This window comes from Pseudomonas sp. AC239, assembly GCF_979258545.1.
The window spans coordinates 2,106,625-2,130,091 of the sequence record NZ_OZ409864.1; the positions used below are offsets into that span (position 1 = coordinate 2,106,625).

18 protein-coding genes and 1 tRNA gene are annotated in these 23,467 nt (G+C 61.0%); 17 read left to right on the forward strand and 2 right to left on the reverse strand.

Annotated features, from left to right (window positions below):
* The first annotated feature begins 138 nt into the window (after positions 1-138).
* The 12 genes from ACZ0AZ_RS09710 to pgaD all read left to right on the forward strand — a co-directional run bounded on the left by ACZ0AZ_RS09710 (position 139) and on the right by pgaD (position 15,947).
* Entirely contained in the window at positions 139-1,608 is a 1,470-nt protein-coding gene (locus ACZ0AZ_RS09710) for a Fic family protein (RefSeq protein WP_463537276.1), read from the forward strand.
* Between the two features lie 189 nt (positions 1,609-1,797).
* Positions 1,798-2,226 (forward strand): MarR family winged helix-turn-helix transcriptional regulator, encoded by a 429-nt coding sequence (locus tag ACZ0AZ_RS09715; RefSeq protein WP_016772266.1) that lies wholly within the window; start codon positions 1,798-1,800, stop codon positions 2,224-2,226.
* Positions 2,223-4,286 (forward strand): FUSC family protein, encoded by a 2,064-nt coding sequence (locus ACZ0AZ_RS09720; RefSeq protein ID WP_463537277.1) that lies wholly within the window; start codon positions 2,223-2,225, stop codon positions 4,284-4,286. The genes ACZ0AZ_RS09715 and ACZ0AZ_RS09720 overlap by 4 nt, the downstream gene beginning before the upstream one ends.
* Positions 4,283-4,492 (forward strand): DUF1656 domain-containing protein, encoded by a 210-nt coding sequence (locus tag ACZ0AZ_RS09725; protein ID WP_016772264.1) that lies wholly within the window; start codon positions 4,283-4,285, stop codon positions 4,490-4,492. Before ACZ0AZ_RS09720 ends, ACZ0AZ_RS09725 begins: the two co-directional genes overlap by 4 nt.
* Entirely contained in the window at positions 4,489-5,376 is an 888-nt protein-coding gene (locus ACZ0AZ_RS09730; RefSeq protein ID WP_463537278.1) for an efflux RND transporter periplasmic adaptor subunit, read from the forward strand. The genes ACZ0AZ_RS09725 and ACZ0AZ_RS09730 overlap by 4 nt, the downstream gene beginning before the upstream one ends.
* Positions 5,373-6,815: an efflux transporter outer membrane subunit gene (locus tag ACZ0AZ_RS09735; RefSeq protein ID WP_463537279.1), complete on the forward strand. Its 1,443-nt coding sequence runs from the start codon at positions 5,373-5,375 to the stop codon at positions 6,813-6,815. The genes ACZ0AZ_RS09730 and ACZ0AZ_RS09735 overlap by 4 nt, the downstream gene beginning before the upstream one ends.
* Positions 6,816-6,908: 93 nt before the next feature.
* Positions 6,909-7,544 (forward strand): hypothetical protein, encoded by a 636-nt coding sequence (locus ACZ0AZ_RS09740; protein WP_039756312.1) that lies wholly within the window; start codon positions 6,909-6,911, stop codon positions 7,542-7,544.
* 294 nt (positions 7,545-7,838) lie between these two features.
* Complete coding sequence (locus ACZ0AZ_RS09745; protein ID WP_463537280.1) at positions 7,839-9,344, forward strand: YdgA family protein; 1,506 nt, start codon at positions 7,839-7,841, stop codon at positions 9,342-9,344.
* A gap of 237 nt (positions 9,345-9,581) precedes the next feature.
* A complete protein-coding gene (pgaA, locus tag ACZ0AZ_RS09750; protein ID WP_463537281.1) occupies positions 9,582-12,062 on the forward strand; it encodes a poly-beta-1,6 N-acetyl-D-glucosamine export porin PgaA in 2,481 nt (826 codons plus the stop codon).
* 12 nt (positions 12,063-12,074) lie between these two features.
* A complete protein-coding gene (pgaB, locus tag ACZ0AZ_RS09755; RefSeq protein WP_463537282.1) occupies positions 12,075-14,072 on the forward strand; it encodes a poly-beta-1,6-N-acetyl-D-glucosamine N-deacetylase PgaB in 1,998 nt (665 codons plus the stop codon).
* A gap of 1 nt (position 14,073) precedes the next feature.
* Entirely contained in the window at positions 14,074-15,429 is a 1,356-nt protein-coding gene (pgaC, locus tag ACZ0AZ_RS09760) for a poly-beta-1,6-N-acetyl-D-glucosamine synthase (RefSeq protein WP_039756318.1), read from the forward strand.
* Positions 15,426-15,947, forward strand: coding sequence for a poly-beta-1,6-N-acetyl-D-glucosamine biosynthesis protein PgaD (pgaD, locus tag ACZ0AZ_RS09765; RefSeq protein ID WP_310404564.1), 522 nt, complete (start codon positions 15,426-15,428; stop codon positions 15,945-15,947). The genes pgaC and pgaD overlap by 4 nt, the downstream gene beginning before the upstream one ends.
* 117 nt (positions 15,948-16,064) lie before the next feature.
* Here pgaD and ACZ0AZ_RS09770 read toward each other — a convergent pair whose 3' ends face one another.
* A complete protein-coding gene (locus ACZ0AZ_RS09770) occupies positions 16,065-17,588 on the reverse strand; it encodes an FAD-dependent oxidoreductase (protein ID WP_463537283.1) in 1,524 nt (507 codons plus the stop codon).
* Positions 17,589-17,725: 137 nt separating this feature from the next.
* On the opposite strand from ACZ0AZ_RS09770, the gene ACZ0AZ_RS09775 reads away from it, so the two are divergent.
* Both ACZ0AZ_RS09775 and ACZ0AZ_RS09780 read left to right on the forward strand, forming a co-directional pair.
* A complete protein-coding gene (locus ACZ0AZ_RS09775; protein WP_016772253.1) occupies positions 17,726-18,286 on the forward strand; it encodes a YbhB/YbcL family Raf kinase inhibitor-like protein in 561 nt (186 codons plus the stop codon).
* Positions 18,287-18,334: 48 nt separating this feature from the next.
* On the forward strand, positions 18,335-18,604 hold the full coding sequence (locus tag ACZ0AZ_RS09780) for a hypothetical protein (RefSeq protein ID WP_080769327.1): 270 nt from the start codon (positions 18,335-18,337) through the stop codon (positions 18,602-18,604).
* A gap of 77 nt (positions 18,605-18,681) precedes the next feature.
* On the opposite strand, the gene ACZ0AZ_RS09785 is transcribed toward ACZ0AZ_RS09780, so the two are convergent.
* Positions 18,682-18,758 (reverse strand) — tRNA-Arg (locus ACZ0AZ_RS09785).
* Between the two features lie 433 nt (positions 18,759-19,191).
* Here ACZ0AZ_RS09785 and gabD point away from each other — a divergent pair.
* From gabD to ACZ0AZ_RS09800, 3 genes are all read left to right on the forward strand, one after another.
* Positions 19,192-20,634, forward strand: coding sequence for an NADP-dependent succinate-semialdehyde dehydrogenase (gene gabD, locus ACZ0AZ_RS09790; protein ID WP_024011131.1), 1,443 nt, complete (start codon positions 19,192-19,194; stop codon positions 20,632-20,634).
* A gap of 185 nt (positions 20,635-20,819) precedes the next feature.
* Entirely contained in the window at positions 20,820-22,097 is a 1,278-nt protein-coding gene (gabT, locus tag ACZ0AZ_RS09795; RefSeq protein WP_016772251.1) for a 4-aminobutyrate--2-oxoglutarate transaminase, read from the forward strand.
* 135 nt (positions 22,098-22,232) lie between these two features.
* A complete protein-coding gene (locus tag ACZ0AZ_RS09800; protein ID WP_463537284.1) occupies positions 22,233-23,444 on the forward strand; it encodes an HDOD domain-containing protein in 1,212 nt (403 codons plus the stop codon).
* Positions 23,445-23,467 lie beyond the last annotated feature (23 nt).

The following is a 23,467-nucleotide window of genomic DNA, read 5'->3' on the forward strand; positions in this document are numbered from 1 at the left end:
TCGCCCGAGCAATACCCGAAAGAGACTTGCCGTGTAAAAAAAATTGTAGGAAAAGGCCGAAATGTAAAAAAAACATGCCTACTGTAAAAAAAACTGGGCTTTAATCGTCGCAGTAGATTTTTTCTGTGGAAGATGACGATGCCAACTGTCGGATATGCCAACCTGCGGGACGCTTTAAAGCTCAAGGCGTTTGCTCCCAAGCGCGTTGCGATGATCAAACCGGTCACCCGAATTACCTTGATCGGTGATTGTCTTGCTGTTCCAGCCGCCGTCGCGCCTGCACACGGATCAACGCTCGAGCACATTCTGTTTGCGCTAAAACATGAAGGAATAAACCTGTGCATTCTTGCCCAGGCCTTGGAATCCGTTGAAGCGAGCGATCTGTTAAGTGAGCTTGGCAGATCCCCGAACGGGGTATACATCCGTAAAGCCTGTTTTCTATGGGAAACCTTCACTGGCAAACAGTTGGATTACTCCGTTCCGGTTCGAGGTAGCGTCGTCGCCTTGTTCGACCCCAAACGCTACGTGACCGGACCAGCTGTTCGGAATAGTCGCTGGCGAGTCGATTTCAATGGTTTGGGGTCATTGCATTACTGCGCCACCGTTGAGCGAACGGTGAAGCTACAGGAGCTGATCGATCTGGACATCATTGGACGAGCCCAGGTTTTCATGACGACGTTGCCGCCGGAGATGATGGATCGGGCAATCAATTGGGCCTACCTGCATGAGACTCGCGATTCCTTCGCTATAGAAAAAGAAGAGCCCAGCGAAGAAAAGTCGCGGCGCTTTGTTCGACTTCTGCGTCAAGCTCACGAGCGTACAGAGCTGAGCGAGGACTATATGGTCGAGTTGCAAAACAGCACGGTCTCGAATCCCTTCGATAAGGCAGTGCTCTTCCGTCATCAACAGAATCATTTGCACAATGGCTTGAGAGGCGCCGCCGGAGTCAGTTATGTGCCGCCAGCTCCGCAATTGTGTCGTGAGTTGATGGAGGATTTGATGGCTTTCGCCAATCACTCGGCGAAGCAGGTGGATCCGCTCATAGCAGCTGCGGTTGTGGCGTTTGGATTTGTTTTTCTTCACCCGTTCATGGATGGCAACGGTCGGCTCTCACGCTTTCTGATTCACCAGACTCTTTGCCAGTCCGGTGCTCTGCATAACGGTTTGTTGTTACCCGTCTCCGTGGCGATGAAGCATGAGGAATCCAGCTATCTGGAAGCGCTGAAGGAGTTCTCCAAACCAGCTAGAGAGTTCTGGAATGTCACTTGGCTGGATTCCGATGAGATGACGTTCGATTTCGTCGGTCACGACGCTATCTACCGATTCTGGGATGCTACTCAATGCGCAGAATTTACTTTGCAGATGGCCTTGCGGGCACTGGAAGTGGAGCTACGCGAGGAGACCGCGTTTCTTGAAAAATACGATTTCGTCATCAAAGCGGTGAATGACCGTTTCGATGTTCGGGGAAGCGATCTTTCGAAGTTGGTAATGATGTGCCTGGACAACGCTGACAAGGTTTCAAAGCATCGCCGCAAGCAATTTCAGTACAGCGTGCCGGAGGAGGTGTTCGACTACATCGAGGAAATGTCCTCAGGCTATGGCGGCTGACGATTCTGCTTTGACCAAGCGCTTGGGCCATGCCGGATGTTGTGGCAGACGCTTGATCAGGGTGTTCGCCGCGAGTATTTCAAAGATTTGTTTCAAAACTTGACTGAAATTCCCCTCAAATGCGATATTGATAGTTAGCAAACTAACAGTGTCAGTTATCCCGTGTCCGATTCCCTCGACAGTCTCCAGATGAACATCAGCAGCGCCATGGTGGTGGCCGCGCGGCATTGGCGGAAGATCTGCCAGACCACGCTGGTCAACTACGGAATTTCCGAAGCCTGCGCCGTGCCGTTGCTCATGATCGGGCGTTTGGGCGAGGGTGTGCGCCAGGTGCAAGTCGCCCAGGCTGCGGGGATGGAGAGTCCTTCGCTGGTGCGCTTGCTCGATCAGCTGTGCCATGCCGGTTACGTCTGTCGCACCGAAGATGCCCAGGATCGCCGCGCCAAGTGCCTGAGCCTGACCGATACCGGCCGCGAGCTGGTGCAAGCGGTCGAAGCCGAGCTGGTGCGCTTGCGCCACGAAGTGCTGGAAGGCATCGAGCGCAGCGATCTGGAAGCTACGCTTCGGGTACTGAGGGCTTTTGAGGCGGCGAGTTCGCCTGTGGTGGTCAATTCTTGAACGGTTTTTTCACTGGCATGCCGCCGGCCCGTGACTGGTTTTACGGGGTCCGTACTTTTGCAGCGTCGATGATTGCGCTGTACATCGCCTTGCTCATGCAAATGCCGCGTCCGTATTGGGCGATGGCCACGGTGTACATCGTCTCCAGCCCGTTTCTCGGCCCGACCAGTTCCAAAGCGCTGTACCGCGCGGCCGGTACATTTCTCGGCGCGGCGGCGGCGGTGCTGTTCGTGCCGATGTTCGTGCAGAGCCCCTATGTGCTGGTGGTGGTGATTGCTTTGTGGACCGGCATTCTGCTGTTCATGTCCCTGCATCTGCGCACGGCCAACAGCTATGCACTGATGCTGGCCGGTTACACCTTGCCGCTGATTGCCCTGCCGGTGGTGGATAATCCGCTCGCGGTATGGGATGTGGCCGAGGCGCGTACCGAAGAGATTTTCCTTGGCATCGCCGTTGCTGCGGTGGTCGGTGCGATGTTCTGGCCGCGTCGGCTGGCGCCGGTGTTCAACGATGCGGTAAGCAAGTGGTTCGCCGATGCGACGAGCTACAGCCTGAAGTTTCTCAGCCGCGATGTGCAGCCGGAAGAAGTCACCGCGCTGCGCATGGCGATGGTCGCCAATTTCAACAGCCTCGAATTGATGATCGGCCAGTTGCCTCACGAAGGCGCGCGGCCACAGACCGTGCGAAATACCAAGGAACTGCGCGGGCGGATGATTCATCTGTTGCCGGTGATTGATGCCCTTGAGGATTCGCTGTACGCACTCGAACGTCGCACGCCGGAACTGGTGGAAAAATTCCAGCCGTTGCTGACCTCGACCCGTGAATGGCTGGGCCACGCAGACGCCAATCTCGTGCGCTGGCAAGCACTGCGCGATCAACTCGACGCGCTGCAACCGAGCGCCCAAGCGCTGGAGGAGCGCAAACAGTTGCTGTTCTCCAATGCGATCTACCGCCTCGGTGAATTCATCGATCTATGGCAGGACTGCCGCAGCCTGCAGGATGCGATCCTGTGCGAGCGCCAGGACAGCTGGCGTGCGGTCTATCGGCACTGGCGCCTCGGCCGGTTGACGCCGTTCATCGATCGCGGGCTGATGCTGTACTCGGTGACCTCGACCATTCTGGCGATCATCGTCGCTTCGGTGCTATGGATCCTGCTCGGCTGGCCGGATGGCGGCAGCGCAGTGATTCTGGCGGCGGTGGCGTGCAGCTTCTTCGCCTCGATGGACGATCCGGCGCCGCAGATTTACCGGTTCTTTTTCTGGACCGGGATGTCAGTGCTGTTCGCCAGCCTTTATCTATTTCTGATTCTGCCCAACCTGCATGATTTCCCGATGCTGGTGCTGGCGTTCGCCGTGCCGTTCATTTGCATCGGCACGCTGACGGTGCAGCCGCGTTTCTACCTCGGCATGCTGCTGACGCTGGTCAACACTTCCTCGTTCATCAGTATTCAGGGTGCCTACGACGCGGATTTTTTCGCCTTCGCCAACTCCAACCTCGCCGGGCCACTGGGGTTGTTGTTCGCTTTCATCTGGACGCTGGTGGCGCGACCGTTCGGTGCCGAGCTGGCGGCCAAGCGTCTGACCCGGTTCAGCTGGAAAGACATCGTCAGCATGACCGAGCCGGCCAGTCTCGCCGAGCATCGGCAGTTGGGCGTGCAGTTGCTTGATCGGCTGATGCAGCACCTGCCGCGTCTGGCCTTGACCGGTCAGGACACCGGCATTGCCATGCGTGAAGTACGTGTCGGTCTGAATATGCTCGATCTGCTTGCCTACACCCCGCGCGTCACGGGCGTGCCAAACGCCCTGCTGCGACAAGTGGTGGGCGAGGTCGGCGAGTATTTTCGCGCGTGCCTCAAAGCCGACGAACGCCTGCCGGCACCGAGCGGTCTGCTGATGACACTCGATCGTACCCGCCGAGCGCTGAACGGCGAGGGCGACGATGAAACCCGTCGACACCTGTTGCACGCCTTGAGCGGTCTGCGTCTGGCCTTGCTGCCCGGCGTCGAGTTCGTCTCCAGCGCCGAGCCCGAAGAACCGCTGCCCGATGGAGCGCCCCTATGATCGGTGATCTGGATATCAGCGGCATTTTCCTGCCGACCCTGCTGGTGCTGATGGGCATTACTTACGTGCTGTTTTTGTTGGTGCATGGCGTGCTGCAACGCCTGCACTTTTACCGTCTGGTCTGGCACCGGGCATTGTTCAACGTGGCGCTCTACGCCGTGCTGCTGTACGGCGTGGACTCACTCAGTCGATACCTGATGACATGAAAAAACCGTTTCTGACCATCGGTCGCGTGGTCCTGACCCTGCTGATCGTGACGTTTGCCGTTGTCCTCGTCTGGCGCATGGTGATGTATTACATGTTCGCGCCATGGACCCGTGACGGCCACATTCGCGCCGACATCATCCAGATCGCCCCGGACGTGTCGGGGTTGATCCAGCAGGTCGAGGTGAAGGACAACCAGTTGATCAAGCGTGGCCAGGTGCTGTTCAGCATCGATCAGGACCGCTTCAAACTGGCCCTGCGCCAAGCCAAGGCCGCCGTGGCCGATCGCGAAGAAACCCTCGCCCAGGCCCAGCGTGAAGCCAAGCGTAACCGTGGCCTCGGCAATCTGGTGCCGGCCGAGCAACTGGAAGAAAGCCAGTCGCGGGTGGCCCGCGCGCAATCGGCGCTGGCCGAAGCGTTGGTGGCGGTCGACAGTGCACAGCTCAACCTCGATCGCTCGGTAATCCGCAGCCCGGTCGACGGTTACGTCAATGACCGCGCGCCGCGTCCGCAGGAGTTCGTCACCGCCGGGCGTCCGGTGTTGTCGGTGGTCGACAGCAACTCCTTCCACATCGACGGCTATTTCGAAGAAACCAAACTTGACGGTATTCATGTCGGGCAATCGGTGGATATCCGCGTGATCGGCGACAGCGCGCGATTGCGCGGGCATGTCGAAAGCATCGTCGCCGGCATCGAAGACCGCGACCGCAGCAGCGGCAGCAACCTGCTGCCCAACGTCAATCCGGCGTTCAGTTGGGTGCGCCTGGCGCAGCGGATTCCGGTGCGTATCGCTTTCGATGATGTACCGGCCGACTTCCGCATGATCGCCGGGCGTACCGCCACCGTGTCGATCATCGACGATCAGGCGCAGGAGTCGCAGCCATGAGCAGGGCCTGGTTGATCGCCGGGTTGGGCGTGATGCTCTCGGCCTGTCAGATGGTCGGCCCGGATTATCAGGTGCCCGCCGACGCGGCGGTGCAGCGCAAGGACATTCAGGGTGAGCTGGCAGTTGCCGGCAAACCGGTAATCTCGGCGCCGGTGCCGGCGGACTGGTGGCGACTGTATAAAGACCCGCGCCTCGATCAACTGGTGCAGCAGGCCATGGCGTCCAACACCGACTTGCGTGTAGCGGCGGCGAACCTGTCGCGGGCGCGCGCTCAGGTGGATGAAGCCGAGGCCGCTGGTGGCTGGAGCGGCGGGGTGAAAATGGGCGCCCAACGCCTGCAGGAATCCGGTCAGGCGTTCCTCCTGCCAGAGAAAGTCCCGGTGGCCAACATCGCCGATATCGGTATCAGCGCTTCGTACCAGTTCGACCTGTGGGGCACTCTGCAACGCGGCATCGAAGCGGCCAAAGCCAATGCGGATGCGACTCAGGCCGCCGCCGACACGGCGCGTATCACCTTGGTGGCGGACGTAGTTCGCGCCTATACGCAGGTTTGCGCTGCCAACGAAGAGCGGGAAATCGCCGAGCACTCTCTCGATCTGCAATCGCAGAGCACCACGCTGATCCAGCGTCTGCGTGACGCCGGGCGGGGCGACGAGACTCAGGTCACCCGTTCGCAGACCCAATTCAAATCCCTGCGCGCCGACTTGCCGCGCTATGAAGCGGCGCGTCAGGCCGGGCTGTTCCGTCTGTCGATGCTGCTGGCCAAACCGGTCGAACAGTTGCCGGCGGGCACGGCCAGTTGCGCCGAGCTGCCGAAAATCGCCCAACTGGTGCCGGTCGGTGACGGCGCTGCGCTGCTCAAGCGCCGTCCGGATATTCGTCAGGCCGAGCGGCGTCTTGCGGCGGCAATCGCCGGCATCGGTATCGCCACTGGCGAGCTGTACCCGGACATCAGCATTGGCGCGACCATCGGCACCGTCGGCATCATTGATGACCTTGGCGACCCGTCGACCAACCGCTGGGGCTTTGGCCCGTCGCTGAGCTGGAAAGTACCGACCAACGGCGCCCGTGCGCGCATTCGTGAAGCCGAGGCCAACACTCAAGGCGCGCTGGCGCATTTCGACGGCGTGGTCCTCAACGCCATCCGCGAAACGCAGACCGGTCTGGCCCAGTACAGCGCGCTGCTGCAACGCCGCGATGCGCTGGCCGAAGCCGAGCAGTCGGCCAAGCTCGCCGCCGAGCAGACTCACCGCTTCTTCCAGGCCGGCCGCGAGTCGTTCCTCGCCGACCTGCAAGCAACCCGTACCTACACCGATGTCACTGCGCAACTGGCCGCCGCCAATACTCAGGTCGCGATGAGCCAGATCGATTTGTTTCTCGCCTTGGGTGGCGGCTGGGAAAGCGGACGAACGAACACCTCGGGCGCCAGCAAACCCTGAGGCCGTTGCTATGCTTTGAAGTGTTGGAGGGGCGCCCCATGCCACGCGCTCCTGCAATGCACATTGCTCGTGCTGGCCCAGGGGAAACCAATAATGAAAAACCCTTACGCTCTCGGCTTCTGGTGCGCTCTGGTCGCACTGGTGCTGCTCTCGGCCACGTATTTCTACGGGATCATGCTGGCCCACCAGATCGACACGGCGATGGTTTTTCTCGACAGCGCCGTTGCGCTGATCGCGGTGATGGCGATCGTCGTCGTCGCGTGGACCTCGATTCAGCTGCAGCGAGTCAAGAAGCGCCAGCTCGAGCGCGGCAAGATGCTCGTGCTGATCTGGGACACCAAAGTTGCCCTGCGCCGCGTCGAGACCGTGTTCGACCGCTACTTCTGGGGCAGCTACTGGCAGCCTGGGCGAACCTTCGCCGAAGTCATGGGTGAACTCACCGGCACGCCGCTGGAAAAAAGCCTCGAAGCCCTGAAGAAGCAATGCCTGGAACTCGACAAGCAGATCGCCGATGAAGGCTGGCACTGGCTGAACAACGCGCGCGAGCTGTCCGACGTCGCCACGGCCATGGCTCGTGAGCGCTATCAGCTGGATTTCTGCGATGTGCGCGCGGATACCACGGGCGGGGCGGTGATCGATCGGGACTTCGAGGTGCTGGTGTATACCTGGACGGCGCGGCTGAAGAGCTTTGATCATCAGCTGGATGAAATCGAGGTTCAGTATTCCTGATTTGCTGTGAATATACCCGGTGCTATCGCGAGCAGGCTCACTCCTACATTTGGAATGCGTTCCCCCTGTAGGAGTGAGCCTGCTCGCGATAGCGTCCTTCCTGACGCGGAAACTCTTCAACCCTGTCAGCGGTCCATTCCCCCCATAGACACTCTTTAACCTTTAAACATTGGGCCGTCGTCCGCGCCCGGTGCTAATCTCCACCGCTCAATTGCGCACAGTCGAGCCGCGACCCGATCCCGGGTTCAAGGAAGACGACTTCATCCACAGCCACGGAAACCGATCAGGTCATTCATGAATAAATCAGCAGGCGTGCTTCTCGGAATTGTTGTTGCCATCGGCGCGATCAGCGCAGGCGGGGCCTGGTACACCGGGACCAAGATCGAAGGCGTACTGAACAACGCCGTGACCAACGCCAACAAAGAGTTGCAGACCGCCATGGCCGGCTCCAACGGCACCGCGTCGCTGGAACTGGTATCGCTGGAGCGTCACACCTTCACCAGCACCGCGCACTATCGCCTCAAGGGCGAAGGCGAGATGTTCGGTGATGCGCCGGTCGAGTTGCTGTTCGTTGACCACATCGAACACGGCCCGCTGCCGTTCTCGCGTCTGGTGTCGCTGAAGTGGCTGCCGGTCATGGCCACCAGCAACTATGAATTGGAAAAGAGCCCGTCCACGGAAAAATGGTTCGCCGCCACCAACGGCGCCGCGCCGCTCAAGGGCGTGACTAACATCGGCTACGACGAATCGACCACCAGCACCCTGAACCTGGTGCCGTTCGAAACCGCGCTGGATGAGCAATCGAGCCTGAAGTTTTCCGGGCTGAGCATGGACATCGCCGCCAGCGCCCAGGCGCAGAAGGTCAAGGCCGACGGTTACATGGACAATCTGAAACTGGTCACCGTGTCGGAAGACCAGGCGCCGGTGCAGGTCGAGCTCAATGGCCTGACCCTGGCCAGCAACCTCGCCAAGAGCAGCTACGGCTACTACACCGGGGAAAACACCCTGGAAGTGACCAGCAGTAAAACCACTTTCGGCGCCAAGCCGATGGTGCTGGGCGTGAAGAACTTCGAAATGAAGAACCGCACCGAAGAAAGCGGCAGCAACGCCTCGGGGCGTGCCGACTACAAAATCGGCGAAGTGACGCTCAACGACAAGAAAGTAGGTTCGGCGGCCATGGCCATGAGCCTGAAGAACCTCGACATTCCTTCGACCATGTCGCTGATGCAGATCTACCAGACCAAGTTGCAACCATACGAAAAAGCCGCTGCCGAAGCCGCCGCCCAGGGGTTGCCGGCACCGGAGCTGAATCTGACCGAAGCGGAAAACGCCCAGGTCAAAGCCGATCTGCAGAAGCTGCTGGCGGCCGGCCCGCAACTGGCGCTGGAGAACCTGTCGTTCAACACCGCCAATGGTGAAAGTCGCGCCAATCTGGTGATCGACCTGACCAAGCCGCAATCGATGGATCTGCCGCCGGATCAGCTCGGCAAGCAACTGATCGCGCTGCTCGACCTGAACATTCAGGTGTCCAAGCCGATGCTGGTCGATCTGCTCAGCGTGCAGGCGCAACTCGATGGCCAGACTGACGCCAAAGCCATCGTCGATCAGTCCAAGGAAGCGGCGGACATGTTCGCCGGCATGGCGGTCGGCTCGCAATTGGCTGTCGTCGATGGCACCAACGTAGTGACCAAACTGCATTACGCGGCCAATCAGGTCGAATTCAACGGCCAGAAGATGTCCGTTGAGCAATTCATTGGCTTCCTCATGAGCAAGTTTGCCGGCGTTACCCAAGAGCAATAAACCCTACATCGCGCCCCCCGGACGCCCGGCCCCTGTGTGAACAGGTGTCGGGCGTTTTGCTGTACGGCTTTTGTACAGATGGGCCGATTCTGAACAATTATTGCGTTGTGAAAATTCGACTACGCTTGCGTGCAGACTGCCTCACCAAGCTTGGCCGAGGGCTGTCATTGTCGGCCACCGTTACGAATGGGCAAGGAGGGCATTGCGACCCGGCTGGCCATGTAAGGATGCTGACAAATGCCGCGTATTGATGGCCCTGTATTACATCGTGGTTTGCGCCCTTTGTTCCGATTCGCCCTCTGCAGCCAGTTGCTCTGGCCGCTGTTGGCGTTGGCCGACACACCCTACGACGAAATGGTGCGCGATGCCCGTGCCGGGCACTACACGCCTGCGCTGACGGTGTTGCGTCAGGTGCCTCCGGGCCAGGCCAGCGACGGTCAGGTCAGCGATCACCTGCAAATCGCCAGTTGGGCCGGGCTCGATGCCGAAGTGGTCAAAGTCTATGAAACCCAAGGCCGCGACCGCGTCCTGCCGGTGCAGGCGCTGACCGCCGCCGCGCGTGCCTATCGCAACCTCAAGCGCTGGGATCAGGCCACTCAGGTCTACAACAAGGCGCTGACGCTGGAGCCGGACAACGCCGACCTGCAACTGGGCCTGGCGCTGACCCAGGCCGATGCCGGCAAACCCGATCAGGCCGTCACCCGCGCCCAGGCGCTGGTTGCCGCCAAACCCGACGATCCGTCACGCCGTCTCGCCTTGGGCTACGCACTCGGTCGCGCCGGCAAACAGTACGACGCATTGTTCGAATTCGATCAGGCCTTCATCCGCGCCGGCAACAAACCGGAAGTGGCCCGCGAGTACGTGGTCGCCCTGCAAAAGGCCCGTCTGCCTGAACCGGCGCTGCGTCTGGCCAGTCAACGTCCCGGTCTGATTGATCCGGTGACTTTGCGCCGTCTCGAAGGCGATCTCGCCGCCGAACGCGTGCGCCTTGCCGAACTGGCCACCCGCAGCGAACAGGAACGCTATGTCATCGCCGACCGCGCGCTGGCCGATTACGACAAACTGCTCGCAACCTGGACGCCCGACGCCACTGCCCACGATGACGTGACGCGCTGGCGCATCGACCGCATGGGCGCGCTCAAGGCCCGCGCGCGCACTGCCGACGTCATCAGCGAATATCAAAAGCTGCAGGCCGAAGGCGTGCAAATTCCGACCTACGCCCTGCGCTGGGTTGCAGCGTCTTATCTCGATCAGCGTGAGCCGGAGATTGCCACCGACCTGTATCGCCAAGTGTTGTCGGCGCCGGACGCCGACGCCGGTGATCGCTTCGAGGACAGCACTGCGCTGTACTACTCGCTGCTGGAAAGCGATCGCGCCGACGAAGCGCGCAAGGTCGCCGAAGACGCAGCAAAAGCCCAGCGTCCGCGCGTCGAGCTCAAGGGTCTGCCAATCGGCAACCCCAACGATGAATGGATGGACGCCCAGCAACTCGCGGCGCAGGCCGGCACTTACAGTTCCGATCTACCCCACGGCGAAGAGCGGCTGCAGACCCTGATCGAGCAGGCGCCGGGCAACCTTGGCTTGCGTCTGGCTCAGGCCGATCTCTACCTCGCCCGCCAATGGCCACGCCGCGCGGAAAGCCAACTCAAGGAAGCCGAGAGCGCGGCACCGCGCGATGCCGGTCTGGAGGTCGCTCAGGCGCGCACGGCAATGGAATTGCAGGAGTGGCGGCAGAACGATGCGCTGGTCGACGATGTGGTCGCGCGCTATCCGGACAACCGTCAGGTGCAGCGTCTGGCCCGCGAACGGGAAGTGCATGACATGGCCGAACTGCGCGTCGAAGCCTACGGCGGCAAAGCCAACGGTGGCGGCAGTGGCGACGCCGGTGCGGTCAGCGGCAGCCGTGATTTCGGTATCCAGAGCACGCTGTACAGCCCGCCGATCAATGAAGACTGGCGCGTGTTTGCCGGTGCCGGTTATGCCACCGGTGATTTCGCCGAAGGCACCGGCCACCATCGTTTCCAGCGTGTCGGCCTGGAGCGGCGTACTCGTGACATGACCCTCGAAGCCGAAGTGTCGAATCACAATTACGGCTTCGGTGACAAACAGGGCGCGCGCCTGGCGATTGCCCGCGACATCAACGATCACTGGCAATACGGCGGCAGCCTCGAATACCTCTCGGCGGAAACGCCGCTGCGCGCGCTCAACAGCGACATCAAAGCCAACGGCGGCAGTGCGTTCCTGCGCTGGCGCGCCAACGAAAGCCGCGAGTGGCGCGTGTCGGTCAGCCCGTCGCATTTCAGCGATGGCAACAACCGTGTCGAAGCGTTGGTCACCGGGCGCGAAGGTCTCTACAGCGCGCCGAACATCCAGGTCGACGCCGGTCTGGAAGTGGGCACCAGCCACAACTCGAAATCTGACGACGTGCCGTACTTCAACCCGAAGTCGGACTTCAGCGTGATGCCGCTGGTCAACATCAACCACGTGCTCTACCACCGCTACGAAACTTCCTGGAGCCAGCAGTTCCAGGCCGGCGCCGGCACCTACAGCCAACGCGATCACGGCACCGGCGGTATGGCGTTGCTCGGTTATGGCCAACGGTACGCCTGGAACGACGTGTTCGATGTGGGCGGCATGTTCAGTGTGATCAACCGGCCTTATGACGGTGATCGGGAAACTGATCTGCGTCTGCTCGTCGACCTCACTTTCCGCTTCTAGAAGAGTTTGAAGATGCCTTTTATCTCGCGTTTCATCCTTCTGCTGGGAGCGCTGCTGATCAGCGCCTGCGCCCAGCAAGCCCCGGCCTTCGCGCCGCCCTCCGAGCGCCCGGTCGCGGCCAGTGAAAAACCGTGGCCGAAAAATCATGTGCTCGGCATTGCCTACCACGACGTTGAAGACCGTGATCCCGATCAGGCCGTAGTGGCGGTGCGCACCGAGCGCATGATCGAGCAGCTCGCCTGGCTGCGTGAAAACGGCTACAAACCAGTGACCGTCGACCAGATCATGGCCGCGCGCAAGGGTGGCCCCGAGCTGCCGGCGAAAGCGGTGCTGCTCAGCTTCGATGACGGTTACGCCAGTTTCTATACCCGCGTGCTGCCGGTGTTGCGCGCCTACAACTGGCACGCCTTGCTGGCGCCGGTCGGCACCTGGATCGACACACCGCTGAATCAGCCCGTGGACTTTGCCGGCACGCCGCGCAAGCGTTCGGACTTTTTGACCTGGGAGCAGGTGCGCGAGATTTCCCGATCGGGGCTGGTGGAAATCGCCGCCCATACAGACGCCAGCCACAAGGGCATCCTTGCCAACCCGCAGGGCAACCTGCAGCCGGCGGCGGCGACGCGGCGCTATGACCCCGTCACCAAGCGCTACGAATCCGAAGCCGACTTCCAGGCACGCATTCGTACCGACGTGAAGACTATTTCGGAGAAGATCCGCAAGGTCACTGGCTACAAACCGCGAGTCTGGGTCTGGCCGTACGGTGCCGCTGACGGCACGTCGCTGAGCGTGGTGGGGGACGAGGGCTATGAAATGGCCCTGACGCTGGACGACGGTCTCGACACCCTCGACAACCTGATGAGCGGACCGCGCTTTCTCGTGACGTCCGATCCTGACGGCGAGCATTTTGCCAACAGCATCGTCGGCGTGCAGGAAGAGTTGGCGATGCGCGTGGTGCATGTCGATCTGGATAACGTCTACGATCCGGACCCGGCGCAACAGGACATCAACCTCGGCAAACTGGTGCAGCGCATTTCTGACCTGGGCCCCACTACGGTGTTTCTGCAAGCTTTTGCCGACCCCAAGGGCGATGGTCTGGTGCACTCGCTGTACTTCCCCAACCGCCACTTGCCCGTGCGCGCCGACCTCTTCGACCGCGTCGCCTGGCAACTGCGTACCCGCGCTCATGTGAAGGTCTATGCGTGGATGCCAGTGCTGAGTTTCGAGCTGGATTCGAAGCTGCCGCGCGTGACCCGCTGGGACCCGAAAACCGGTACCACATCGGTCGATCCGAAGCAGTACAAACGCCTGTCACCGTTCAATCCCGAGGTGCGCAGGATCATCGGGGAAATCTACGAAGACCTGGCGAGTCTGACCTCGATCGATGGCGTTCTTTACCATGACGACGCGGTGCTGTCGGATTTCGAAGATGCCACTCCAGACGCGTTGAAGGCCTACGCCGCACAAGGCTTGCCGGGTTCGATTGCCGCACTGCGCGACGACCCGGCGGCGATGCAGCGCTGGACGCGTTTCAAAAGCCGCTACCTGATCGACTTCACCAACGAACTGACCGCGAAGGTCCGTGCGATTCGCGGCCCGCAAGTGCTGACCGCACGCAACATCTTCGCCGAGCCGATGCTCAATCCTGAAAGCGAAGCGTGGTTCGCGCAGAACCTCGATGACTTCCTCGCCACTTACGACTGGACGGCGCCGATGGCCATGCCATTGATGGAAAAACAGACGCTGGCCGAGTCCGGCCCGTGGCTGGAAGAACTGGTTGCCACGGTGAAGAAACGTCCCGGCGCGCTCAACCGCACCGTGTTCGAATTGCAGGCGCGTGACTGGAACCAGAAGGATCAGGCCGATATCGATGCTGTGCATCTGGCGGACTGGATGGGCCGGCTCAAGCGCCAGGGCGCGACCAGTTTCGGTTACTACCCGGACAACTTCCTCGACAACCTGCCAGACCTGAAAACCGTAAGGCCTGCACTCTCCAACAAATGGAATCCATAACATGCTGGATAGACTGTTAGCCCTGCTTGTTCTGGCGATTGTCCTTGGCGTTCCGCTGGGGCTGATCTTCGTGGTGACCGGCCAGTTCCTGATGTCGTTCGTGTTCTTCTACCCGCTGTTCATGTCCGGGTTGTGGATCGCTGGCGGTCTGTATTTCTGGCTGCACTGGGAGCGCCACTGGCCGTGGCAGGACGACACGCTGCCGCCGCCACTGGAAGGCGAGCCACTGATTTCGATCCTGATCCCTTGCTACAACGAAGGCGATAATGCGGCCGATACGATTCACGCGGCACTGGCCCAGCACTACCCGAACATTGAAGTGATCGCGATCAATGACGGCTCAAAGGACAACACGGCTGAAGTGCTCGACGCACTGGCCAAGGAAGATCCTCGTTTGCGGGTCCTGCATCTGGCGGAAAACCAGGGCAAGGCTGTGGCCCTGCGCATGGGTGCGATCGCTGCGCGCAGCGAGTATCTGGTGTGCATCGATGGCGACGCCTTGCTGGCGCCGAACACGGCGGCCTATCTGGTCGCGCCGATGCTGGATAACGCGCGTCTTGGCGCGGTGACCGGCAACCCGCGCATCCGCACACGTTCGACCTTGATCGGGCGGGTGCAGGTCGGCGAGTTCTCCTCGATCATCGGTCTGATCAAGCGTACGCAGCGGGTATTCGGGCGCATCTTTACCGTCTCCGGTGTGATCGTCGCGTTCCGCCGCACCGCACTGAACCGGGTCGGCTACTGGAGCCCGGACATGATCACCGAAGACATCGACATCAGCTGGAAACTGCAACTGGATCACTGGAGCATCTTCTACGAACCGCGTGCGCTGTGCTGGATCCTCATGCCGGAAACCCTCGGTGGCCTGTGGAAACAGCGTCTGCGCTGGGCACAGGGTGGCGCCGAAGTGCTGTTCAAGAACATTCGCGGCATCTGGCAGTACCGCCATCGCTACCTGTGGCCGCTGCTGTTCGAATACTGCCTGTCCACCGGTTGGGCGTTCACCTTTCTGCTGTCGGTGATTTTCTGGGGCATGGGCAAGTTCATGGTCATGCCGGATGCAATCGCTGTAGATCACTTGATGCCACCGGCCTTCACCGGTCTGTTGCTGGCGGTGGTCTGCCTGATGCAGTTCGCGGTCAGCATCATCATCGATCGGCGCTATGAGCCGGGTCTGGGCAAGACCATGTTCTGGGTGGTCTGGTACCCGCTGGTGTTCTGGCTCGTCAGTCTGCTGACCACGTTGGTCAGTTTCCCCAAAGTGTTGTTCAGCCAACACAAGAAACGCGCGCGCTGGGTCAGTCCTGATCGGGGCATCCGCCCGCTGGGCGACGACCAGGAGGAAGTGATCAAATGAAAATTATCCGCACTCGCCAACGGCCCTTTCTGCTGGTGATCGACGTCATTCTCACGGTGCTGGCCTGGGTTGGTCTGTTGTTCCTGTTGATACGCGGCTTATGGCCGTTGATCGAAACCACCGGCGGCCCGCGTATCGAGCACTCGGCATTCGATGCCTTGGGCACTCTGCAGGTTTATATGTGGGTGGCGCTGGTCAACGCGGTGATCCTGATTGGTTGGGCGCGGTACCAGCAAAGCAAAAGCCGCAGCTTCGCCCAGCGCCGTTTGCCCTCGCCGGTGATTGGTGATGAAGGGCTGAGCAAAAGCTTCAAGCTGTGCGAGGAGCGTTTCCAGAAACTGCGCACGCCCGGGGTCATGACCATCCACAACGACCAGGACGGCGACATCAGCCACGTGGAAACGCATTTCTGGCCGGTACAACAGCAGGCCTTGCCGGCGCCGCTGGAGCAACAGCGGGTGATCTTTCTGCATGCCGAAGAAGATGGCAATCGCGAGCCGGTTAACCGCCTGACCTGATCTTCACTGTAGGAGCTGCCGAAGGCTGCGATCTTTTGATTTTGCTTATGTAAAAACAAGATCAAGAGATCGCAGCCTCGTTGCACTCGTCAGCTCCAACGCAGCTCCGGACCGATGTCACGCCTGAATCAGCGTCCACGCCTCTTTCATCCGCAAAGGCTGCTTCATCCGCTCAACCAACAGCGCCATCGCGCGTTGCTTGTCGCAGGCCACCGCCGCAACAACGATGCCGTCTTTTGCGAACAGGCCAATGAACGGCGGTTTCTCCGGCTCGCCGCTGAACTCGACCTCGTCCCATTCTTGCGCGTGTCCGAGATAGTCGTAGTTCTTGCCGAAGTGGTAAGTCCAGAAGAACGGCACATCCAGATAATGCTCCTCGCCACCGAGCATGTTGGCCGCAGCGATGCGCGCGTGTTGCTGGGCCAGGCGCCAATGCTCGATGCGGGTTGGCTGGCCGCTCAGCGGAAACGTGGCGATATCGCCGATGGCCCACAAGCCATCGGTCACGCGCATGCCGTCATCGACGCGCAACGATTGGTCTTCTTCCCTGGGCAGTGCATCGAACGGCTCAGTGGCCGGGTGAACACCAACGCCGGCAAGAACCAGATCCGCCGCCAGACGCAGACCGTTGTCGAGCAGCACGCCCTCGACCTTGTCTTCGCCAAAGATCTCACTCGCCTCGTGCTCGCTGATGAACTTCACCCCGTGCTCTTCGTGCAACGCGCGAATCGCTTTGCCCACGGCGTCGCCGAATTGCTTGGCGAACGGGATTGCGTGGCGAGCCAGTACGGTGACATCGAGGCCGTACTCGCGCAGGGCGGATGCGCATTCAAGGGCGATGAAGCTGTCACCGATGATCACCGCGCGCTGACCCGGTTGCGCGGCGTTGATAATCTGTTCGGCCTGGACCTTGGAGCGCAGGACGAAGACATTGGGCAGCTCGGCGCCGGGCAGTTTCAGCGGGTTGGGCGCGCCACCGGTGGCGAGCACGGCGGCGTCGTAGCGCAGGATGCCACCGTTGTTCAGATGAAGCGTTTTGCCCTGGGCGTCGACTGCGCTGACTTCGCCTTGCACGCGTTCGATGCGTTGCGCTTCATAGAACGCTGCATCGCGCAGTGGCGGGACTTCTTTCGGCGACATCTCCCCTGCGAGAACAAATTTGCTCAACACCGTACGGTCGTAGCCGGCATCCGGTTCGCCGTCGACCAGCACAATGCGCCCGCCGAAACCTTTCTCGCGCAGGGCCGCTGCGCAAGCCGTGCCCGCCGCCCCGGCGCCGACCACCACGAATGTTCTTGGATCGTCGGCGGGCGGGGTGTGCGGATCGGGCAGGGGCTGGTCATCGACCCAGACTTCATCGCCGCGCAACTCCAGCGGATAGCGCTTGAGACTGTCCAGCGACGGCGGCTCGCACAGGCCACCGTCCTCGGCCCGGTACGCGGCTTTGTGCCACGGGCAGATCAACCTGCCGTGGCACAACGCGCCTTCGGCCAACGGCGCACCTGCATGCGGGCAAAGTCCCTGAAACGCCCGCAACTCGCCGTTGGCACGCAGCAGGACAATCTTGCAGTCGCCGATTTCGACTTGCAGGCCACGGTCTTGCGGGACATCGGTAAAACGGGCGACACGGTGCAGGGACATCTTGGCTTCCTCGCAGGCTTTTCCTTGTGAGTTGGTGCTGCGGCGTGAGGTTCAGCCATTTGCTACTGCCAAGGCATGAACGGTACGGCTATAGTTTGCGGGCCGACGACGGCCTCATTGCACAAGGTGCTCCCGGAATGACCCGATTGACCTCTCTCAACCCATGGCTGGCGGCCATCGCCGTGACCCTCTGCGTGCAGTTCCCGGCGCAAGCCCAGGAGCGCTTCACCCTGAGCATCCCCGGCGTGTCGGATAACCGCCTGTTCACCTCGGCAGCGGCTAGCGACGCACCCGGCTGCGGCGGCAAAAACCAGTCGCCGGCGCTGAGCTGGAACGCCGGCCCGGCCGGTACCCAGAGCTACGCCATCGTCATGCACGACCCGGATGGCCAGAAAGGCTTGGGCGTCGATCACTGGATTCACTACGGCATCAAACCCACCACCCACCAGATCGCGGCCGGCGTCGGCGCCAAATCCGCCCTCGAAGGCGTCGGCGGCACCAACAGCAAAGGCAACACCCACTACATGGGCCCATGCCCGCCAGTGGGCGACAGCGCGCATCACTACATCATCCAGATCTACGCCCTCGACCTCGCCCCGGACGCCCTGCCTGCCGGCCTGACCCGTGCCGAGCTGATGGAAAAGATCAAAGGCCATGTGCTGCGCAACAGCAGCGCGGTGCGGCGCTATCACCGCTGAGGTTTTCGGCCGCTCACGGGCGGCTGACTGCTCTGATTCCCCAGCCATTTGGCATTGCCCCGCGAAAACGCGCACTATCGAGCCATTGCCAATGCGCTGGAGGACACCGTGGCAGCAAAAATCGACCGTATCGCCCAGCTACTCAACTGCCCGGAAAAGGGCGAACAAATGCGGCGTGCAGTAACCGAGACACGTAAGGAATTTCTGCTGAATCAGCCGGAAGAAGACCTCGTTGAAGACGACGAGGTGTTTGACGAAGCTGAGGAGGAGGGGGATGACGACGATGAATATGACGAGTTTGACTGGACGACGGAGTGACGGCCTTCCAGCGATCTTGTCATCGCCCACAAAAAAGCCCCGGACCATCACAGTCCGGGGCTTTCTCGTTTGATTCATGGTGCACCAGGCGGGATTCGAACCCACGACCCCTGCCTTCGGAGGGCAGTACTCTATCCAGCTGAGCTACTGGTGCAGCGGGCGACATCATACCTAGGTCGGCTCGGGGCGTCCATGCCGGGTTTGGCGGGTTTTGTCAGTGTGCGTGTCGGCGCGAAATCGCTGCATTCCTTAAAGCGGTAACGTCCTGCAAAACCCTCGCTTGGCGCTTTGCCGGGGTTGATCTATGGTTTTTCCTGCGGCACGGGTTTTCGGTGCGTTGATCTGAAAAGCGGCCTTTTTGTTCTTTTTTTCGAACGACCTATTGTCCTTTACCCCCTTTGAACCTACGATCCGTTTGAGATTTCAAACGCTCGTTGACGGGATGTTGCAGCGCAGGTGCGCCCGGTCGTGCACTGTCGATGCGCCACAATCCGCTCACTGATTTCCCTGACGGCAGCCTTGCGAGGCGCCTTTCTACAATCATAATTTGCTCCGCGCAGGCCGCGGTGCTGTTAAGGAAAGCCGACATGCAGCTTAAAGACACCCAGTTGTTCCGCCAGCAAGCCTTCATCGATGGCGCTTGGGTCGATGCCGACAACGGTCAGACGATCAAGGTCAACAATCCGGCCACCGGCGAAATCCTCGGCACCGTGCCGAAGATGGGCGCCGCTGAAACCCGCCGTGCCATCGAGGCCGCCGACAAGGCGCTGCCGGCCTGGCGTGCACTGACCGCCAAAGAGCGTGCCGGCAAGCTGCGTCGCTGGTTCGAACTGATGATCGAGAACCAGGACGACCTCGCGCGCCTGATGACCCTTGAGCAGGGCAAGCCGCTGGCCGAAGCCAAGGGCGAAATCGTTTACGCCGCATCGTTCATCGAGTGGTTCGCCGAAGAAGCCAAGCGCATCTACGGCGATGTGATTCCGGGCCATCAGCCGGACAAGCGCCTGATCGTGATCAAGCAGCCGATCGGCGTCACCGCCGCGATCACCCCGTGGAACTTTCCGGCGGCAATGATCACCCGTAAAGCCGGCCCAGCGCTGGCTGCCGGTTGCACCATGGTGCTCAAGCCGGCTTCGCAAACTCCTTTCTCCGCTTTCGCCCTGGCCGAACTGGCTCAGCGCGCGGGCATTCCTGCGGGCGTGTTCAGCGTAGTGTCCGGCAGCGCCGGCGATATCGGCAGCGAGCTGACCAGCAACCCGATCGTGCGCAAACTGTCCTTCACCGGCTCTACCGAAATCGGTCGCCAGTTGATGGCTGAATGCGCCAAGGACATCAAGAAAGTCTCGCTGGAACTGGGCGGCAACGCGCCGTTCATCGTGTTCGACGATGCCGATCTGGATAAGGCCGTCGAAGGCGCGATCATCTCCAAGTACCGCAACAACGGCCAGACCTGCGTCTGCGCCAACCGTCTGTACATTCAGGACGCGGTCTACGATGCGTTCGCCGAGAAGCTGAAAGTGGCTGTGGCCAAACTGAAGATCGGCAACGGTCTGGAAGATGGCACCACCACCGGTCCGCTGATCGACGAAAAGGCCGTGGCCAAGGTTCAGGAACACATCGCTGACGCCGTAAGCAAAGGCGCCACCGTACTGGCGGGCGGCAAGGCGATGGAAGGCAACTTCTTCGAGCCGACCATCCTGACCAACGTGCCGAAAAACGCGGCCGTGGCCAAGGAAGAAACCTTCGGTCCGCTGGCGCCGCTGTTCCGCTTCAAAGACGAAGCCGAAGTGATCGCCATGTCCAACGACACCGAATTCGGTCTGGCCTCGTATTTCTACGCACGTGACCTCGGCCGTGTGTTCCGTGTCGCCGAAGCGCTGGAATACGGCATGGTCGGCGTCAACACCGGGCTGATCTCCAACGAAGTCGCGCCGTTCGGCGGCATCAAGGCCTCGGGTCTGGGCCGTGAAGGCTCCAAGTACGGCATCGAAGATTACCTGGAAATCAAATACCTCTGCCTGGGCATCTGAGCCGAGTAAGGGATCGCTGCAAACGCAAAGGGCACGAGAGCGCTGTCCCTTTGCGTGGTTTCAAACAGAAAATTTCTCTGCGGCCGGGAACGCCGTGGCAGTCGATCATCGCATGCTGCCACCGCCGATTCCTCCCGCTTCATCCTTGAACCACGCCGCCCGATGAGCGGCGAATGAGGACTGTAATGAGCAAGACTAACGCTGAACTGATGGCCCGCCGCACCAATGCCGTACCTCGTGGTGTTGGCCAGATTCACCCGATCTTCGCCGAGTCGGCAAAGAACGCCACCGTAACCGACGTTGAAGGTCGTGAGTTCATCGACTTCGCCGGCGGTATCGCCGTACTCAACACCGGCCACGTGCACCCGAAAATCATTGCCGCCGTGACTGAACAGCTGAACAAGCTGACCCACACCTGCTTCCAGGTACTGGCTTACGAGCCGTACGTTGAGCTGTGCGAAAAAATCAACGCCAAGGTGCCGGGTGATTTCGCCAAGAAAACCCTGCTGGTTACCACCGGTTCCGAAGCCGTTGAAAACGCCGTGAAGATCGCCCGTGCCGCCACTGGCCGTGCTGGGGTGATCGCTTTCACTGGCGCTTACCACGGCCGCACCATGATGACCCTGGGTCTGACCGGTAAAGTCGTGCCGTATTCGGCGGGCATGGGCCTGATGCCAGGCGGCATCTTTCGCGCACTGTACCCGAACGAACTGCACGGCGTGAGCATCGACGATTCGATCGCTTCCATCGAGCGCATCTTCAAGAACGACGCCGAGCCGAAAGACATCGCTGCGATCATCATCGAGCCGGTGCAGGGCGAAGGTGGTTTCTACGTTGCGCCGAAGGAATTCATGAAGCGTCTGCGCGCGCTGTGCGACCAGCACGGCATCCTCCTGATCGCTGACGAAGTGCAGACCGGCGCTGGCCGCACCGGCACGTTCTTCGCCATGGAGCAGATGGGCGTTGCCGCCGACCTGACCACCTTCGCCAAGTCCATCGCTGGCGGCTTCCCGCTGGCCGGCGTGTGCGGCAAGGCCGAATACATGGACGCCATCGCTCCGGGCGGCCTGGGCGGCACCTACGCCGGTAGCCCGATCGCTTGCGCCGCTGCACTGGCAGTGATGGAAGTGTTCGAAGAAGAGCAACTGCTGGACCGCTGCAAGGCTGTCGGCGAGCGACTGGTCACCGGTTTGAAGGCCATTCAGGCCAAGTACCCGGTGATCGGTGAAGTGCGTGCGCTGGGCGCGATGATCGCGGTCGAGCTGTTCGAAAACGGCGACAGCCACAAGCCGAACCCGACTGCCGTGGCTGCCGTGGTGGCCAAGGCGCGTGACAAGGGCCTGATCCTGCTGTCCTGCGGCACTTACGGTAACGTGCTGCGCGTGCTGGTTCCGCTGACGTCGCCGGACGAGCAACTGGACAAAGGCCTGGCGATCATCGAAGAGTGCTTCTCCGAGCTCTGATCCATTGGTGTGACCTGCTCGACAAAAACCCGCTTCGGCGGGTTTTTTTATGCCTGTAGAAACACATCGGACCTGTTTGCGCTGTATCGAATCGCCAGCATTGGCTAAGGTTCAGGCATTGCAAGGAGAGCGCGCATGACTGCCGTTGATTTACCCGCCGTACCTCGAGTGTTGATTGCCGAGGCCGACCACTGGTCCCGCGACCTGCTCAAACAAGTGCTGCTCAACGTGCGCTGTGACGCGCGGCTGGATCTTTGCGCCGATGGCCAGCAGGCAATGTCGTTGCTTGGCGAGGTGCCTTATGACCTGGCCATCGTTGATTGGGAACTGCCCGGCATCGATGGACTGCATGTGCTGCGCAGCGTGCGTCAGCGCAAACGCAATCCGCCGCTGCCGTTCATTTTGATGAGCAGCCGCAACGACAGCGCCAGCGTACGCGAAGCGATTCCGCTGGCGCCGACGGCGTACCTGACCAAACCGTTGAACATGGAAGGCCTGACCGAGCGCTTGCAGGGGTTGCTGCTCAACGCTGGCGAAGCAGTGGTTTGCGAAGTGCCAGCGCTGGCACCGGGCATGACCCTGTCGGTATTTCTTGAGCGGCGTCGTGAGCAGGCCGATGGCGCGCCGCTGATGACTGACGTGCAAGTGGCGGTCAAGCGTAGCCTCAATCCCGAGGGGCTGGATCTGAAGCTGCTGGAACAGGAAGTGCGCACCGATCCGCAGATTACCGCCGTGCTGATCGCGGCTGCCAACAGCGCTGCGCAGCATCACGGAGCGTCCGTGCAGACCCTCGCTCAGGCGCTGCATCGACTCGGCACCGGGCAAAGCATGAACCTGATCCTCGGGCTGGCGCTGAAACGCAGCGCCCGGCTCAGCAATGCGTGCCTGGCAGATTATGCTGAGCGTTATTGGGGGCTGTCACTGCACACGGCGGAATATGCGCGGACGCTGGCGCGCCTGCTCGATCTGGATCAGGAGCGCTGCTATTGCGCGGGCATGTTGCATCGGCTCGGCGATCTGGCGCTGCTGCGCTGCCTGGAGGAATGGCAGCAGGCCGGCGGCGAGCTGGACGAGCTGGAGGAGGTCGGTGAAGCGCTGGCGAAGTTTGGCGCTTCTTATGGCTCGGCGTTGCGCACCCGCTGGCGTCTGCCGCTGGAGTTGCGCGAGTTGATTGCTTCGGTCTATCAGTTGGGCGGCGGCGTGTATTCCCGCGAGGCATTGGTGATGAACATGGCGGCGCAGATGGCGCAGCTGACCGAGCATGAAGGCGTTGAGGAACTGGCGAAGAGCCGGACGGCGCGGTTGCTCAAGATCGGGCTGCCGGAGTTGCTGCGGATGCGCAAATGACAGATCACCACATTCCGATGTGG

Coding starts and splice junctions, on each gene's coding strand:
- ACZ0AZ_RS09770 (WP_463537283.1), bottom strand. CDS start 17,588: ATGTCCCTGCACCGTGTCGCCCGTTTTACCGATGTCCCGCAAGACCGT.
- gabD (WP_024011131.1), top strand. CDS start 19,192: ATGCAGCTTAAAGACACCCAGTTGTTCCGCCAGCAAGCCTTCATCGAT.
- ACZ0AZ_RS09735 (WP_463537279.1), top strand. CDS start 5,373: ATGAGCAGGGCCTGGTTGATCGCCGGGTTGGGCGTGATGCTCTCGGCC.
- pgaC (WP_039756318.1), top strand. CDS start 14,074: ATGCTGGATAGACTGTTAGCCCTGCTTGTTCTGGCGATTGTCCTTGGC.
- ACZ0AZ_RS09745 (WP_463537280.1), top strand. CDS start 7,839: ATGAATAAATCAGCAGGCGTGCTTCTCGGAATTGTTGTTGCCATCGGC.
- pgaA (WP_463537281.1), top strand. CDS start 9,582: ATGCCGCGTATTGATGGCCCTGTATTACATCGTGGTTTGCGCCCTTTG.
- ACZ0AZ_RS09740 (WP_039756312.1), top strand. CDS start 6,909: ATGAAAAACCCTTACGCTCTCGGCTTCTGGTGCGCTCTGGTCGCACTG.
- ACZ0AZ_RS09725 (WP_016772264.1), top strand. CDS start 4,283: ATGATCGGTGATCTGGATATCAGCGGCATTTTCCTGCCGACCCTGCTG.
- ACZ0AZ_RS09775 (WP_016772253.1), top strand. CDS start 17,726: ATGACCCGATTGACCTCTCTCAACCCATGGCTGGCGGCCATCGCCGTG.
- ACZ0AZ_RS09710 (WP_463537276.1), top strand. CDS start 139: ATGCCAACTGTCGGATATGCCAACCTGCGGGACGCTTTAAAGCTCAAG.
- gabT (WP_016772251.1), top strand. CDS start 20,820: ATGAGCAAGACTAACGCTGAACTGATGGCCCGCCGCACCAATGCCGTA.
- pgaD (WP_310404564.1), top strand. CDS start 15,426: ATGAAAATTATCCGCACTCGCCAACGGCCCTTTCTGCTGGTGATCGAC.
- ACZ0AZ_RS09800 (WP_463537284.1), top strand. CDS start 22,233: ATGACTGCCGTTGATTTACCCGCCGTACCTCGAGTGTTGATTGCCGAG.
- ACZ0AZ_RS09715 (WP_016772266.1), top strand. CDS start 1,798: ATGAACATCAGCAGCGCCATGGTGGTGGCCGCGCGGCATTGGCGGAAG.
- ACZ0AZ_RS09730 (WP_463537278.1), top strand. CDS start 4,489: ATGAAAAAACCGTTTCTGACCATCGGTCGCGTGGTCCTGACCCTGCTG.
- pgaB (WP_463537282.1), top strand. CDS start 12,075: ATGCCTTTTATCTCGCGTTTCATCCTTCTGCTGGGAGCGCTGCTGATC.